At 41.4% G+C, this 16,356-nt stretch carries 15 protein-coding genes; 8 read left to right on the forward strand and 7 right to left on the reverse strand.

Going from position 1 to position 16,356, the window contains the following annotated elements; all coding sequences use genetic code 11:
• Positions 1-109: 109 nt before the first annotated feature.
• Entirely contained in the window at positions 110-1,765 is a 1,656-nt protein-coding gene (locus VB740_RS12440; RefSeq protein ID WP_323200309.1) for a hypothetical protein, read from the reverse strand.
• Between the two features lie 95 nt (positions 1,766-1,860).
• A complete protein-coding gene (locus VB740_RS12445; RefSeq protein ID WP_323200310.1) occupies positions 1,861-2,484 on the reverse strand; it encodes an SMI1/KNR4 family protein in 624 nt (207 codons plus the stop codon).
• Between the two features lie 444 nt (positions 2,485-2,928).
• Here VB740_RS12445 and VB740_RS12450 point away from each other — a divergent pair, with 444 nt between their 5' ends.
• Positions 2,929-3,111: a CsbD family protein gene (locus VB740_RS12450; protein ID WP_323200311.1), complete on the forward strand. Its 183-nt coding sequence runs from the start codon at positions 2,929-2,931 to the stop codon at positions 3,109-3,111.
• A gap of 527 nt (positions 3,112-3,638) precedes the next feature.
• On the opposite strand, the gene VB740_RS12455 is transcribed toward VB740_RS12450, so the two are convergent.
• Positions 3,639-4,733, reverse strand: coding sequence for a hybrid sensor histidine kinase/response regulator (locus VB740_RS12455; protein WP_323200312.1), 1,095 nt, complete (start codon positions 4,731-4,733; stop codon positions 3,639-3,641).
• 574 nt (positions 4,734-5,307) lie between these two features.
• On the opposite strand from VB740_RS12455, the gene VB740_RS12460 reads away from it, so the two are divergent.
• Entirely contained in the window at positions 5,308-6,027 is a 720-nt protein-coding gene (locus tag VB740_RS12460) for a response regulator transcription factor (RefSeq protein WP_323200313.1), read from the forward strand.
• Positions 6,028-6,206: 179 nt separating this feature from the next.
• Positions 6,207-7,895 carry an NAD(P)H-quinone oxidoreductase subunit 4 gene (locus VB740_RS12465; RefSeq protein WP_323200314.1) on the forward strand — a complete coding sequence of 563 codons (1,689 nt, stop codon included), beginning with the start codon at positions 6,207-6,209 and terminating at the stop codon, positions 7,893-7,895.
• A 276-nt stretch (positions 7,896-8,171) separates the two neighbouring features.
• On the opposite strand, the gene VB740_RS12470 is transcribed toward VB740_RS12465, so the two are convergent.
• The 3 genes from VB740_RS12470 to VB740_RS12480 all read right to left on the reverse strand — a co-directional run bounded on the left by VB740_RS12470 (position 8,172) and on the right by VB740_RS12480 (position 10,538).
• Positions 8,172-9,023, reverse strand: a complete 852-nt coding sequence (locus VB740_RS12470; RefSeq protein WP_323200315.1) for a cytochrome c biogenesis CcdA family protein — start codon at positions 9,021-9,023, stop codon at positions 8,172-8,174.
• Between the two features lie 224 nt (positions 9,024-9,247).
• The gene (locus VB740_RS12475; RefSeq protein ID WP_323200316.1) at positions 9,248-9,775 is read right to left on the reverse strand and encodes a thioredoxin family protein; all 528 of its coding nucleotides are present in this window, start codon (positions 9,773-9,775) and stop codon (positions 9,248-9,250) included.
• Between the two features lie 229 nt (positions 9,776-10,004).
• Positions 10,005-10,538: a thioredoxin family protein gene (locus tag VB740_RS12480; RefSeq protein ID WP_323200317.1), complete on the reverse strand. Its 534-nt coding sequence runs from the start codon at positions 10,536-10,538 to the stop codon at positions 10,005-10,007.
• A gap of 632 nt (positions 10,539-11,170) precedes the next feature.
• Between VB740_RS12480 and VB740_RS12485 the strand changes: the two genes are divergently transcribed.
• From VB740_RS12485 to VB740_RS12495, 3 genes are all read left to right on the forward strand, one after another.
• Positions 11,171-11,776 carry a sigma-70 family RNA polymerase sigma factor gene (locus tag VB740_RS12485; RefSeq protein WP_323200318.1) on the forward strand — a complete coding sequence of 202 codons (606 nt, stop codon included), beginning with the start codon at positions 11,171-11,173 and terminating at the stop codon, positions 11,774-11,776.
• A complete protein-coding gene (locus VB740_RS12490; RefSeq protein WP_323200319.1) occupies positions 11,769-12,575 on the forward strand; it encodes an anti-sigma factor domain-containing protein in 807 nt (268 codons plus the stop codon). Before VB740_RS12485 ends, VB740_RS12490 begins: the two co-directional genes overlap by 8 nt.
• A gap of 185 nt (positions 12,576-12,760) precedes the next feature.
• The gene (locus VB740_RS12495; RefSeq protein ID WP_323200320.1) at positions 12,761-13,366 is read left to right on the forward strand and encodes a cupin; all 606 of its coding nucleotides are present in this window, start codon (positions 12,761-12,763) and stop codon (positions 13,364-13,366) included.
• A 351-nt stretch (positions 13,367-13,717) separates the two neighbouring features.
• Here VB740_RS12495 and VB740_RS12500 read toward each other — a convergent pair whose 3' ends face one another.
• Complete coding sequence (locus VB740_RS12500) at positions 13,718-15,025, reverse strand: transposase (protein WP_323200323.1); 1,308 nt, start codon at positions 15,023-15,025, stop codon at positions 13,718-13,720.
• 77 nt (positions 15,026-15,102) lie between these two features.
• Between VB740_RS12500 and VB740_RS12505 the strand changes: the two genes are divergently transcribed.
• Entirely contained in the window at positions 15,103-15,285 is a 183-nt protein-coding gene (locus VB740_RS12505) for a hypothetical protein (protein WP_323200321.1), read from the forward strand.
• An 85-nt stretch (positions 15,286-15,370) separates the two neighbouring features.
• Positions 15,371-16,285, forward strand: a complete 915-nt coding sequence (thrB, locus tag VB740_RS12510; RefSeq protein WP_323200322.1) for a homoserine kinase — start codon at positions 15,371-15,373, stop codon at positions 16,283-16,285.
• The last annotated feature ends 71 nt before the right edge of the window (positions 16,286-16,356 follow it).

A 16,356-nucleotide genomic window follows, 5' to 3' on the forward strand; every position in this document is an offset into this window, starting at 1 on the left:
CAACCTAATTCATACCTTTACCCTTTACCCTTTAACCTTTACCCCTCTTTTTTATCCCATAGCGAAGCAGCGCAACTGAAACATAGCTGATTCCTGGATTCTGAATTGTTCAATAAATTTTGGCTATGTCAAGTTGCTTCTTATCACCTTTCCAAGCTGTTTCCAATTCAGCTTTGACAACTTGAGCAGCCTCATCTTTGCCCAGTGCCTGCAAACTTGCCTGCAAGCCAAATAGAGAACGCCCATTATGGGGATATTTTTTTAAATCAGCACGAAAGACTTTCTCGGCCTGTGCATAGTCACCCTTAGCCAAAAGCACACTGCCCAAAGATTCCCGCGTGGGAAGATACCAGTCTGGTGGTTCCACATAATCAAGGGCATCTTCTGCTACTACTGCTTTTTCTAGCAATTGAATGGCAGATTCATAATCATGCTTTTCTCTAGCAATTTTGGCGTCTAGAACTTCTGAGGCAATGTCTAAAATGCGACTGGCGGGACTGAATCCAATAGTTGCTTCGGTGGAAATTCCCTGTTTGGCGGCAAGCAATGCCCGACTTTCACTTGCTGCATCTTCAAGTTTGCCTGTGGCTGCGCTTGCCATGCCGCGAGCAAAATGCCAAAGTGCTGTGGTAGTAGGCAATTTAGCATCGGGGGCGGGAGTTTTTAAGATGGCATCCCAATCACTAAAGCGTGTCTGAATCAGCATTTTGCTGCCCAAAAATCCCTCAAGCATTGGTGCATACGGATCAATTGCAGTAGCATTTGCGACTAACGTCTCTGCGGCTTGGAGAGCATCTTTATATTTTCCTGCCATGCTACTGGCCACCATGAGGAAATGTATGTTGTGGTTGTAGTACATCATGGCGTAAGTGCCCTGGACTTGATATTTTTTGATGTAAATATCATCTTGTGCGATCGCTTGCTCGTTTGCTTGCATTGCCCCTTGATAATCTCCCACACGGAAATAAATATGGGAAGGCATGTGTACTAAGTGTCCCGCCGCTGGCGCTAGGGTTCCGAGCCGTTTGGCACTCACAAGGGCCCGTTCTGGGGAAGGTGAGGCTTCCACCGCATGGATATAGTAATGATTAGCTCCCGTATGATTTGGGTTACGTTTGAGAACAGATTCCAAAACAGCTACAATCTTCTCTGTATCTGGCTGTGGTTTGCCATCTTTAGTCCAGTGCTGCCAAGGATGCAGATCCATTAAGCTTTCAGCGTAAAGCGTCGCCGCATCCAAATCATCAGGATAGCGCTCGACTAGGTTTGCCATTGCTTTTGCGTAGTCTACCGCTAGCTGATACAAGTCTGCATCAGTATCTTGGGAGTAACGCTTTGCTAAGGCGTTAATGTAGTCTCGTTCTTGGGCAGATGCTTGGGTGGAAAGTGCCAAAGCTTGCTGTACCGCTTGATAAGCAGCTAATTCCCGGTTGGGGTCAATTGCTAAGTTAATATTAGGGCCTAGAGCTAGAGCAATACCCCAATAGGCGATCGCTAAATGGGGATCGAGTTTGGCAGCATATTGAAAAGAACGCACTGCCTCATCATGATTAAAAGCGTAAATCAAATTTAATCCCTGATCGAAAAACTCTTGCGCTTGGGGATTAGAAGTGGAAACTGGATGGTGGATTGTGCCAAGTCCAGATATTAAGGTGTAGGGCTGTCTTGCTTGAGCGTAGACATGAAGAGGCTTATCGTCAGCGATCGCTGCACTAGGAGCGACTAAAGAGAGTATAAGCACCCAAATTATAAATAAGTATTTCATTATTCTTTTTATTCAAACTCTTTTTTATTAATATTTAATTACCACAGTTTTTCTAAGGAAGCAATTTGTTATTATCTAACTTCATATTTTTTAAATTATGAGTTATATTTTCGATATATCTCTTTTTCAAGTTCTAGTTTTTCTTCATCTATTCGGATTATCATGTCATCTTCTTCGCCATCTTCATCTGGTATGAATTGATATAAACCAAACTCACAACACTCTGCGATTACAGATATCATACTGATAAGATTTTTATATATTCTTACTGAATCCTCAAGGCAATCAACATCCCAAAGATAAACTGGAGATGGATCGAGATCGCCAACTACATAAAGCATTCTTTTAGTCTCATACGCAGCAATAGGAAACCATTGTTGCTTCCAATATGCATCATCGTAGTTAGTTGCTTCCCCTATACTTTTATAAATATAAACTGAATCTTGCAAGGAACAAAAAGAACAAATTACATCGGCGCTTAATTGCTCAGGAAACAAAAAATAGAGTGGTAAATAGCCATTGTTATAACCAAAATCGGCGGTTCCATTGCGCCATTGATAAAGTTCGTATACTTCTTCGGATAACCGGAATGGTAAATCCTTTGTAATTTCGTCAATCTGCTGGCGAGTTAAACCTGGATTGTAACAATCAAAGAAATCATGATTGGTAGATTTTAACCAATTGAAAATATATTGAAGTTCATCCGTAAGTTCAGACATTTAACTAACCTCATTTAGTGATTAAAGACGAAAGTATTTTAAAGCATCTCATCTTATTTACCCGGAATTGAATACACAGGCTCACTATGCACTATCTACCACCAAGCTGAAAGCCTCCGAACCCTGTTGACATATTTACTATATCCAGTTGTGATAAGCCAAGTTGCGGTTTATCAGCATCATTATCTACCTGAAGTTATAAATTATCTCGTCTTAAGACTGAACAATATAATGATACCTTTCTCTCTTTTGGATACTAGTTGAATTCTCAAGATGACTTTAACCTTTAAATAGTTATGTACAACGGATACAAATATTCTTCATAAAAGCATCGTCAGATAGAAGAATTAAAACTTGTCTAAAAGTAATCTATAAATATTGCAGCGCTTTTCAAGCGAGCAACAAAAAACTAATCAACAATTAACATACTTAGGAAGAAAAAATATGAGTATCGAAGATAGAGCAAAAGCTTTTGCTAAAAATGTCGAAGGTAAAGCCCAAGAGGCGGTTGGTGAAGTAACTGGCGATCCTAAAGATAAGGCTGAAGGTAAAGCTAAACAAGCTGAAGCTCAAGTCCGCCACACTGCTGAGAATATCAAAGATGAAGTTAAAAAGACTTTAGACTAAACTAAACTTTATTTAGGAAGAAGGTGTAAGTAAAATAATTATTTACTGAACCTTCTTCCTTTTTCAAATCTATGTTTTCCCTTGGGTTTCAGGATTTTGCCAATACCGTCCCAATATTGTTCCAGAAATTGATCGGTAAAAATATTTATTTTTGTCTGCTTCCTTCCATATCTTAGTTTTCTATCTTAGTGTTCACAGATTTTGCCTGTGAACACTATTTTTGATTGCAAAACACCTATTTGTTATATAGGAATCCGGTTTGATTTTTGAAAAGATATGTAGGGTGCGTTAGCGACAGCGTAACGCACTATTACCAGGGATTCGGTGCGTTACGGATTTCATCCTAACGCACCCTACAATACTTAACTTTGTTCAAAAATCAAATAGTAATCCTATAGTAAGGTCACATAAACGTGCATTGGGATCAACTTCAAAAAAGAATCTTAAACATACACAGATGGCAACTAAATTTACTTTAACAAGGCAGAATTTTAGCCCAGATTGGGTTTTCCGATGAATCCCTACTTTTAGTTTTCACTAGCTACAGGTAGACGGACAGTGAATGTACTACCCTTGCCCGGTTCAGATGTTACATCAATTGTGCCTTGATGTGCTTCAATAATGCAGCGAGATAGATATAGTCCCAAACCGCTACCAGAACGCTGGTGTTTACCTTGGCGGAATCGCTCGAATAATATTGCTTGGTCTTGTTTAGAAATTCCCGGCCCTGTATCTTGGATATCAATAATCACAGCTACCGGAGTTAGATAGCAGCGAATATCTACAGAACCTTTGTCTGTAAATTTGATAGCATTACCGATGATATTTGTCAAAACTCGCCGCAGTTCGATGCGATCGCCCATGACGGTGCTTGCAGTTTCACCTATATCAATGTTTACAACTAATCCTTTTTCTTCAGCTAAGGGAGTTAATTCCTGGGAAACTTCACCAACTAATTCCTGAATATTGCAGGGAGAAATTTTTAAGGTTTTACAGCCCGCCTCATGACGATAAACTTCTAGCAAGGTATTTACCATTTCCAGCAGGTCTTGATTGCTGCCAATCATGGTATCAATTATTTCTTGCAATTGTGGCGAAACATCGCAAAACCTCCCTTCCAGCAATAATTTTAATACCCGGTTGGAGGCTACCAGTGGTATACGTAAATCGTGAGTAAAACGGGAGACAAAATCAGCCCGCAAGTTAGCCATCTGATCTCGTTCGTCGATACTATGCTTGAGACGCAGGAGCGATCGCACTCGTGCATGTAACTCATCAGGATCGAATGGTTTACGAATAAAGTCATCTGCACCAGCATCAAGTCCTTCCACAACGCTAGACTCATAGTGAGCCGTGAGCAGCAGAATGGGGATAAATGGCAACGCCGGATTCTGCCGGATGCGGCGAGTAAATTCATAGCCATCTAGCTCTGGCATCATCACATCTAAGAGAATTAAGTCTGGCGGTGACTCCTCAACCATCGCCAGAGCCATTTTGCTATCTTCCACCAAGCTAATTTCATAGTCCTCATCTTCTAGGACTGCTTCTAAGACCAGTAGATTGTCAAAAACATCATCAACAGCAAGAATTTTATCTTTTTTGACAGTTTTAGTTAAAGACATGGCTAAATAAAAAAAAGAAGTGCTTGGCTATCCCTCGCAAATCTAGTAATAGCTTACTTCACCAGCGTTGAGATTATTAAGGATTCACATTTTCCTTTAAAGTTTCCTGAATTAAAATCTTGATTTTTAAGTAATAACACCAGGATTTTGTTCTTAACACATGTATTAAAAAATATTAATTTATGCAAGTATATTAGCCATCTGATTATCCATATCTGTGTCTGGGTCTTAGGGTGAGGTAGTTTAGTCTTTTTTATCTAAATCATCGTAGCCACTGCAAGCACAACTCTTTAATGGTTACTTACTTTGACTACCAAATTTTCCATGAAAAATTGTTTACCATGAAACATCTATCATCAGGTTAATGTATAAAAATACTTTTTTATTGACTTATTATTGTCATATCGAAACTCTTGCCTTACAAAAACTTACAAGATAAGGTTATTTATGTCTAATGGTAGATGAAGTTAAGGGAACAATACCAACTGCATTGCTTTTTGTATAAGATCCCGAATAAAAGAACGAGATTATTTTAATCTGTACTTTAGATAGATAACAGTAAAGTTAAGAAACTATGAATGAAATCAAGATCCTCGTGATTGAAGATCACAACCTTACGAGAATTGGCTTGCGGGCTGCTTTACAAACCCAGCCAGAGTTTAACATTGTTGGTGAAGCAGCCAATGCAGCCGACGGCATCAACCTTCTGAAAACTCTCAAGCCTGATGTCGCTACTATTGACATCGGTTTGCCTGACATGGATGGTATTGAGCTAACACGCACATTTAGGCAATATCAATCAGAGAATGAAGATTATACTACAAAGCTGCTAATTTTAACCATGCAGAATAGCGAACAGGCAGTTTTAGCCGCATTTGCAGCAGGTGCAGATTCTTATTGCATGAAGGATATCGAAACTGAGAGATTAGTTGAGGCTGTGCGAACGACTCATGCAGGTAGCTCATGGATCGATCCAGCGATCGCAGACCTTGTACTACAACAAATACGTCAAGATTTCCCCGATGGTAGCAGAGGGGCATCTGGAAAACGAGTCTTGATTGAAGGTATTGACCCAGATACTGAGAAAAGTATAGTCAGCTATCCTTTAACTCATAGGGAAATGGATGTTTTAGAGTTGATTGTTGCTGGGTGTGACAATGCAGAAATTGCTAAAAGGCTTTATTTAACAGTTGGTACTGTAAAAACTCATGTTCGAGGTATTCTCAATAAACTTTGTGTTGCTGACCGGACACAGGCTGCTGTTCGTGCTTTGCGGGCTGGATTAGTACCGTGAGCAACTAAAAATCTTTCTTCCCCAGTCCACAGTTGCCATTTTCAAGTCAATTGTCTTTGAGTCAAAGCGGTTAACTGGGAGAAATATTTATAGTTAACTGGGACAAATACTTATGAAGAAATTGTTACAAAGTTTAGTAGAATAACATCATTCACAAATAAGTATTTTTTCCTATATACATGATAGCGGATCAATTTCCCTGGCTTACCGCAATTGTCTTGCTGCCACTCGTTGCTTCCCTGCTTATCCCTGTGCTGCCTGATAAAGATGGCAAGCGCGTGCGGTGGTATGCACTAGGTATAGGTATTGCAGACTTTGCCTTGATGTGCTACGCCTTTTGGAAACATTACGATGCCAGCAGTGCTAGTTTTCAAATGGTAGAAAGTTATGCCTGGATGCCTCAGTTAGGTTTTAACTGGGCGGTATCAGTAGATGGACTTTCAGCGCCACTTGTGCTTCTAGCAGGATTTGTCACCACACTCTCGATTTTTTCGGCCTGGCAAGTTGATCACCGTCCCCGCCTCTTCTATTTCTTGATGCTGGTGCTGTATTCTGCACAAGTAGGGGTGTTCGTTGCCAAAGACTTGCTGCTATTTTTCATTATGTGGGAAGTAGAGCTAATCCCCGTCTACTTACTAGTCTGTATTTGGGGTGGGCAAAGGCGTCGTTATGCGGCTACAAAATTCTTGTTGTATACCGCAGCGGCTTCTATATTTATTTTAGTGGCAGCCCTGGCAATGGGGTTATACGGCGGCGGTGATATGACATTTGATATAACCGCCCTTGCCAATAAAGAATTTCCGCTGGGTCTACAACTGTTGCTTTATGCAGGGTTGCTGATTGCATTTGGTGTCAAACTCGCTGTTTTCCCGATGCATACCTGGTTGCCTGATGCTCACGGCGAAGCATCGTCTCCTGTGTCGATGATTTTAGCTGGTGTGTTGCTGAAGATGGGCGGTTATGGACTAATTCGCCTGAATCTTGAGTTGCTTCCCGATGCACACATTTACTTTGCGCCAGTTTTAGCCATTCTGGGTGTTGTCAACATTATCTATGGTGCATTAAACTCCTTTGCTCAGACCAATATGAAGCGGCGTTTGGCTTATTCGTCGATTTCTCACATGGGGTTTGTACTGCTTGGGATTGCGTCCTTCACTGATTTGGGAATCAACGGCGCGATGTTGCAGATGATTTCGCATGGTTTGATTGCATCGGTGCTGTTCTTCTTAGCAGGTGTTACTTACGATCGCACCCACACAATGGTAATGAAAGATATGGGCGGTATTGGTCAAGCCATGCCCAAAGTCTTTGCTCTGTTCACCATTGGAGCAATGGCATCCCTAGCACTTCCCGGTATGAGCGGCTTTGCTGGCGAACTATCGGTATTCGTTGGTATGACAAGCAGTGACGTTTACAGTTCGACTTTCTGCACCGTTACGGTTTTTCTCGCCGCAGTTGGAGTCATCCTCACACCTATCTATCTACTTTCCATGCTGCGAGAGGTATTTTATGGTAAAGGTGCAGCACTCCTATGCGACATTAATAATGCCAGCTTGGAAAATCAAGAAGATGAGGGAACAGTTTGTTTTGGTACAGACTGTCTCGTGCCAGAAGATGCAGTCTACGAGGATGCTAGACCCCGTGAGGTGTTTATCGCTGCCTGTTTTTTGCTGATGATTATTGGTATTGGTTTCTATCCCAAGATGGCGATGCAGATGTACGACGTGAAGACTGTTGCAGTCAATGCTAATCTTCGCCAGTCTTATGCCATAGTCTCGCAAACCAATCCTCAGATTTATGCTAAGGGTTTCTTGGTTCCGCAAATTACCGAGGTTGAGGTAACGCCAGTTTTGGGAACTTTGAAGTAAGCTTCTTGAAATCTATTTCTTATGTGGAAAAGAGCGATCGCTAAATTCGAGAAGTTCTGGCAATATAATTATGGGATAGTGTTGTTGAAAATTGAGTCAGTTTCTGGCAGTTTTTTTGGAGTTTGGCTTTGACCACTAATCACCAAATTCTCCACCTTGATTAACCTAATGGACATCCAAAAATGAAATTACTCAATTCCTGCATCCAACGTCACTATCCAATTTTTTCTTCCCCTGCCTTCCAAAACGATTGATTATTTTTTTACTTGGAAGTCCCTAACCTCCCAAAAACCATTGAGTGCCAGTAAACAGGTAGTAAGCCCCAGTTAGAATTAGCGCCAGACTACCAAAGCGGATAATTCCCTCGGAGTGTTTCAACAATTGCTTACTTTGTTTCGCCAGTCCCGTAAATAAACTCGCTAGAAAAATCAACAAGGTATAACCCAGAGCATAGCTAACCATCGTCAGCGTCCCTAATACCTGCGAACCTGTGGCTGCGGCCGCCGCTAGTACAGCAAACAGCACTGGACTAGCACAGGGGGAACTCACCAGAGCAAAAGTCAAACCCACCCCATAAGGGCCAGCCTGAGGGAGATTCACATTCATCTGCGGTAGAGGCAGTTTTACCACCCCCATCAACCACAAACCCATCACTGCCATAATTAGTCCCACTACTATATTGATATAGCCCCTATACTCCACCATTACGGCTCCGGCGAACGATGAGACTAAACCAAACAGACTTAAAATTGTCACTGCTCCCAGGACAAATAAGCCAGCCTTACTAAAAGCATCCCAACGGGATTTGATTTTCAGTGTGCCGATATAGCTGAGGTTGACTGGTAAAAGTGCCAAGATACAGGGAGAGACACTAGCAAGTACCCCACCAACAAATGCTAAAAATAGCAGCACCAGAGGATTTGCCGTGTCCTGTTGGTCAAACCACTGTTGATAGCGGTTTTCGACAATGGAAATAACCCGTTCAATAGGGTGACTGATTACAGGCCCCAGAGTGAGAACTATAACCAGGGAGAGCAATCCCAATCCACCGTAAACTAACCATTTCTTTGAGATTTTAGAACGGCGGGAAGGGCTTGGCTCAGTGGATGACTGAGATATTTGTTTCATGGAGGTATCCTTAAGTTATCTAAAAATGAAGTTGCTTTTTCAAAGGCAAAGCTAGGTAAGCTTTTATGCATTTAAATTGCACATTTACTAGTGAGGTTGTCCTTTGTCCTTTGTCATTTGTCCTTGCGAGAACACAAATGACTAATGACTAATGACTAATGACGGTCTACACGGAAAATAGTGCAATATGTAAACGCGTTAGTTACAACTCATTTTTCGTTAATTTATTGAGTCAAAGCAGCATCAAGAACCGTTTTGTAATCTGCTAAATTTGGATTGTTGCGGTGCTGTGCCAGGATGTTCCCCGTCGCTGGGTCGATGATGGTAAGCATTCCCGTTTGAGACTTATTTGCAGCTAAAAATTGGCTTAGTCCTAGTTGTTTTGCTTTCGCTTCTGCTTCAGATGTGGTGGATTTATCGCTAACATCCAGAACTACGAAATGAACTTTTCCGTTGTAGTCTTTTTCCAGTTGTGACAAGGTGGGGGCAATATTCTTGCAGGCGGGACACCAGGTAGCAAACACATCCACCAAGACTGGTTTACCCTGAAGTTCTTGAGCTAGAGGTCTTCCTATAGACTTGGCTTTAGCAGCACAGGGATTTTTAGAGGCACAAGGATTTGCTTGAGCAACATCCGTAGTTGATGGAGCTTGATTTTGAGAAATATCTGATTTCGTTGGGCTGCATGATACTATCAAAATCACGCCACTCAAGCACAGTAGGCTAAGAAAAAATTTGTTATGTTTGTACATTGATATTCTGCTCACGCTTTAATGGTATGTTGCTGCCTGCACTTTGGCGTGCATTTTCTGCTTATTTTCTTGAGATTAGGAATTGAAATTATCAGTTGTGGAGCATCTGTTTACAAGACGACTGAGCCATCAAAATTGGATTTAATTAGATTCAAAATTAAGTGATGTTTGCAATTATGAAAAGCTAGCATTGCCCCTATCTTTAGGGGCAAATAAAGCCATAAATTAACTAATTGTTTACCAAAGCAGTTTCGATTATTTTTGTATAATCAGCTTTGTTGGGATTATTTTTGTACAGAGCTAAAATGTTACCAGTTCCCGGATCAACGATCGCTACTGTGCTGGTTTGACTCTTGTTAGCTTCGAGGAATTTCCCCAAACCTAATCTTTGCGCCATTGCTTCCGTCTCTTTGAGCTTGGCTTTATCAGTTACATCCAAGACAACAAAGTTGACCTTGCCGGAATATTCTTGTTTCAATTGTGACAGGGTGGGAGCAATATTCTTACAGCCAGCACACCAACTAGCAAACACATCTACCAGTACGGGTTTACCTTGAAGTTCTTTAGCTAGAGGCCCCCCTACAGAGTTGGCTTTAGCAGCGCAGGGATTTTTGGCAGCACAGGGATTTGCCTGGGCAATCTTTGTAATTGATGATTGAGCTTCAGTTGCAGAAATAGTGGCTGAGGTTGTTGCTATCATTGATACTGTAAAAACCAGGCTGCTCAAACAAATTTTGAGCAAGAAGTTCGCGTGTTTGTGCATAAAATTCTTCCTATTCTTAAGCTAAAACCGTTTAATTTGCAGTATGCTGCCACAATGCTGGCCTAATATTGAAACTGGAGTAGTCAATTGTGGCGCATCTGTTTATAAGACGATTGATTACCGATATTGGATTTAAAATAACTCTTGAGTATTGAAAATTAGGCTAACTGTTTAAATCCATTGTCTGATATGCCGTAGGTTAGTGAGTTTTTGGTCGGAAGTTTGCTTGGTTTGATAACGTATGCGCGATCGCTTTATATGCAAGGCATTTAGAGCCGGGAAAATTATCATCAGACAATTTCAGTAGCTTCAAAAAATACCTCGTCCATTCAATCCAATTTGCTTTGCCAAGCGTCATAAGAATAGATGGCATTTTCCAGAGGAAAGAGTTACTTGGTTTAGTCTATAGGATTACTATTTGATTTTTGAACAAAGTTAAGTATTGTAGGGTGCGTTAGGATGAAATCCGTAACGCACCGAATCCCTGGTAATAGTGCGTTACGCTGTCGCTAACGCACCCTACGTATCTTTTCAAAAATCAAACCGGATTCCTATAGGAAAGAAAGAGGTGATGGAAAAAAGCTTATCCTTAATTTGCTCCTTTATGGGTTTAAACCTGTTTTTGCAACAGTATGGAGCCTAAACTTCCCCAGTCAAATATTAAAAACCTTCAGGGTGCTACGGATGAAGCTTTATTTGTGGCGCTTAAAAATGGCGATTCTGCGGGCTTAAGCGTTTTGTTTAATCGTCATGGTCGCTTAGTTTATGGATTAGCTCTGAAAATTTTGGCTGACTCTCAAGAAGCTGAAGATTTAACCCAGGAAATTTTTCTAACACTGTGGCGCAAAGCATCTAGCAATCCTGATTGTCGCTTTTTTGTACGCTATCTGGTGACAATTACGCGATCGCGGGCGATTGATAAGCTACGTGCTCGAACTAGACAACTCAAACTTGTGGAAAGGTGGGGGCAAACGATGACAAATGAAGCTACAGCAGAGCCAGCACCCGTTGAACAGGCGAGTTTTGCAGAGCGATCGGCACAAATTTACCATGCTCTAACACAACTACCCGAAAAACAACGCCAAGTAATCGAACTGGCTTATAACCAAGGATTAAGTCAGTCAGAAATTGCTCAAAAAATCGATATCCCTCTAGGCACAGTCAAAACCTGCACCCGCCAAGGATTACTAAAACTCAAGCGCATCTTACTAGATTCTGATTTATCAATCTATGAATAAATCTTTTGATCCCGAACACATCAAAAACCTGGCTGCGGGGTTTGTCGTGGATGATCTCACGCCTGAAGAAGCCCAAGAGTTTCGGCTGTTACTTGATGAACATCCAGAACTGATTGCCGAAGTTGATGATTTGCAGGAAGTTTTGCGACAAGTGCTAGATGGCTTTACTGAAGTAGAAGCACCAGCCCATTTACTGCCTAAAATTTTGGAACAAGCTGAAAACTCGGCCATACAGTTTCCTGTAGTTAAGCGAAACTCTCCAAGAGCTACTACGCTAATGCCACTTCGATGGACAAAAATTGCTGGTAGCGTAGCCGCACTGTTTATGATAGTTTTGGGTGTCGATAACTATCAGCTGCGTCAAAATCTGAGCGTTGTCACCGCAGATAACCAGCATTTACGCCAAGATTTTGCCCAAGCTCAATTAGTTAAAACTATGCTCCAAAATGATGAAACGCGACTGTTTACTTTTAAAGGAGTCAACTCCAAAGCTAACAGTTCAGGGAGTATAGTTATCAATCCTGAGCAGCAAAAAGCAGTAATGGTTTTCCGAAATCTTCCCGCCCCTCCTGCTGGTTATGTCTACTTCTTATGGACAGTTATTGCTAGCGAGAAGTTACCCTGCGGTGAAGTCAATCCCTATTCTTGGGGAAATGCTTCCTATGAGTTACCATTCACTCCTAAAATGTACGAAGAATTTTCTCACCCACAATTTTCCGGGTTAATTGTCACATTAGAGACAGATGCAAACGTCTCTCGTCCCACCGGAACTGTAGTGATGCAAAGTTCACACATTTAATTTAAAGTAACCCTTTTAGTTACTAAACTCCTGTCGGGTTTGCATAGTGTGTCGCAAAGCGACTCAGCTTTACGAACCTAATGCCAACAAAGATTTACTTAACTTAATTAAATCGGTATGAAGGGTAAAGCAGGATTTAGGTTTGAGGCTCCAGATATGTAACGATTATTGAGTTCTGAAAAGATATGGTAAGTCAAGATTGGTTAGTGAGAGAAGATGGCAAGTGCGAAGCCTGGGAAGAAGTGGCAGATAATTTAGAATCACCGACAAACCAATATCGGCTATATCGGTTTTTAACGGATCTTGAAAATATTCTCCATGAAATTAAGAGCGATCGCCACCGACTCCAAGCAATTTGTCCGCTAGTGCGACGATTATTAATCAGTTCAGAATGGTTGCAAGGTGAATATCTTGAACCAGATCCAGAAATAGGCTGGTCGGTACTTACCCTATATGATGAGCCGGATTTTCCCTTAACAGTACAGACAGTCGCTTGGTTGCCGGGAAGAGTATCAACAATTCATAATCATGCTACCTGGGGAGTTGTAGCACTGATTAGTGGAGAAGAAAAAAATACGCTGTGGAGACGGACTGATAATAATGGTGGAATTGAGAAAGTCGGGGATCTTATTTTAACTCCAGGAGAAATTATTACCTTGATGCCAGATGCAATTCACCACGTTGAAGCACTCGGTGATGAACCTACTATTAGCTTCAATTTGTATGGTGAAACAAACTACGAACAGCGATTTGAATTCGATCTAGTTAATGGTATTGCGAAAAACTTCTGATGATGCTTTCAGGAATGTGGATTAAACCAATTCGCAATTCGCAATGGGCTACGCCCCGCTACGCTAACGCAATTATGTTTTGTAACGGGGATTTTACCCCGACACAAAACGTGCTGCCACAAGAGACAGGGAATTAAACCCCTAAACTTTGTTAAATAACTTGCAATGGTTGAGTGTCGTTGGGGTTTAGCAGTTTCATCCTTCGGTCAAGGGCGATATTTAGAGCAATTTGAAAGGTAGCTGTAAAAGCCACAACATCATTGTTTATCAGTAAATCCAACTTTCTTAATTACGAATCACGAATTACGAATTACGAATTGATATTACATGAGATGCTGGTTGTTGACACTCTCAGCCCTGAAGGGACTGAGATTCTGCGGACAGAGTAAACTTAGGTAGTGTCCAAAGTCTAACTCTCGCTACGGTCGTCAAACACCGTCTACCCAGTAAGCCTAAGTCAATGCTTAGATTGCTGGCTACTTTTCGTAAAATATTTGCGCTGCCGTTCAAATCTGCGTTTAGAATTGAACCATTTGCTGATTGATACAGCCCTCTTTTAATCCGCTTTCCAGATGCTTTCCACCCGTCTGGTTTTTGACCATATACGGGTAGGGAGTCTCCATCTAAATAGCTCGATTTGCTAGTGTAGGCTTCCTCTGTTTCAATAAATCTAATGCCGTGCAAATCACACAGTTGATTTAATCGGTCTTTCAACTTACCTAAAGGCATTTGAACAAACTTTTGATTGTTCACTTTACCCATGTTGGCAGATTCCTTAAAGCCTTGGTTCCACCCAATCACTAAAGTACCAACGCCATATTTAAGGCAGTGGTCAATAATTAACTTTGCTGCTTTGTTAATGCCGTCCCGCATTTGATGGTTGCGCTTACGGGTTACACGATCTAACCAGTTGTCCCAATAGGCATCTGGCTTGCCTTCTTTTCGTGTCGATACCTTTTTATTCCACAACTGATTCATCGCCTTCATTGCACGAGCATCAATCAACAAGGAGTTACTCAATGTATCAACACAAGCAGCTAAATTGTCAGCAGTCCCAAGGTCAATAGACAATGCCTGATTTATATCTAAATCGTATTTTGACTTGACTATTTCGTAAGAGATTTCCAGGTAAAAAGCACCATTCTTCGGTAGACATGTAAACTCTTTTACCTTTGTGTAGTCAATGTTTGATGGCATAGGCAGGAAAAATTCAGATACACCAAACCAACGCCTAACTGTTAGCCCTAAAGAAAATCTGAGTTGACCATTAATAAGTGTTGGTTTTTGTCCTCCTGAGTTAGGATATGCAACTTTGAATAACTTAGAACCCTTGAGATACCCTGGCACTTTGGGTCTAAAATGCAATTCACCCAATAAAAATAAGTTTCTCAATTCTTTGAAAGACTTGAACGCCTCTGTAACTGACATTAAAGTTTGTTGCATTGGCGTAGAAGGAAGAGATTGAGCAAGCATTGACTTTGCGATTGATGGTTCAAAGGCTAAGTCAAATTTGCCTGTTAACAGCTTATTTGTTTTAAAAAAAGTTTGTCGTGCAAAGTAAATCCCTGTATTGTAAAGCTTGCCTGATTGCTGACAAAGATACTCTAATATTGACTTGGTTTCATCACTGGGATATAGCAAGACTTGTTGCACTCCCATTGACTTTTTAGCTTTAGACATTATTTCAGTCTACAATGTATTATATATTAGTATATCAATATACAAGACAAACATCAATGCCATTCCAGAAAAAACACAAATTAGGTTTTACAAGCAAGCAACCATTTGATAAAGACCCTGTTTGCTTTAAGGTTTTACCAGGAATTAAGGATAAATTAAAATCCGTCCCTGGTTGGCAAGAACGGTTGAGAGAATTTGTTGACACACTTGTTGTTGAGGTGAATATTGAAAGCGATTAAAGTCGCTCGTGCCGCTTCCCTCTCAGCGCTGAAGTGTCTGAGTTTCCCGCATCCCGCGTATTCCTATGATTACTGAGTTTTACCAATGTCTGTTGTTTCTACCATCACTGTTACTGTTCCTGCCACAACTGCGAATTTGGGGCCTGGTTTTGATTGCATCGGTGCAGCATTAAAGCTGTACAACGAGTTCAAGTTCACTCGCTTAGAAGAAGGTAGGTTAACTATTCATGTCACGGGTACCGAAGCTGAACGAGTCCAAACAGATGAAAGCAATCTTCTCTACCAAGCTTTTGTCAAGTTCTATCAACATATAGAGCGAACACCGCCGACTGTGAAAATAGAGATTAAGTTAGGTGTCCCGTTGGCGAGGGGTTTGGGTAGTTCGGCGACAGCAATTGTTGGTGGGTTGGTTGCTGCTAATCAACTTGAGGGTGCAACTCTTTCTCAGTCACAGGTGATGGAGTTAGCGATCGCAATGGAAGGACATCCTGATAATGTAGTTCCAGCTTTGTTGGGAGGATGTCGTCTTGCTGCTACCAGTGGCGCCGCTTGGGAAATTTGCGATGTTCCCTGGCATAAAGATGTTGTACCAGTTGTGGCTATTCCTAATTTTGAACTTTCCACTTCAGAAGCGCGGAGTGTTCTCCCAACTGAAGTGAGTCGCGCCGATGCGATTTTTAATACGGCACATTTGGGGTTATTGTTGCGCGGCTTGGAAACTGGTAACGGACAATGGCTAAAGACAGGTTTGCAAGATAAATTGCATCAGCCCTATCGTAAAGCTTTGATTCCTGGTTATGATGCTCTCAACATCGCAGCCGTTAGTGCTGGTGCTTATGGTATGGTGATTAGTGGTGCGGGGCCGACACTGTTAGCTTTGGCAGATAAGTTACACTCAAAGGCTGTGGAGGCGGCGATGTTAGCTGCTTGGCAAGAAGAAGGAATTACAGCCGAGGTGCGATCGCTTTCTCTCGATACCCAAGGCGCAAAAAGCTTTTAAAAATCAGGCGTTGCTTATTCCATGTATGAAAATGATTTTGCATAATACCAAAATCCTTGTAGAGACGTAGC

The sequence above is a fragment of the Nostoc sp. UHCC 0251 genome (assembly GCF_034932245.1).
Lineage (GTDB): Bacteria > Cyanobacteriota > Cyanobacteriia > Cyanobacteriales > Nostocaceae > Nostoc.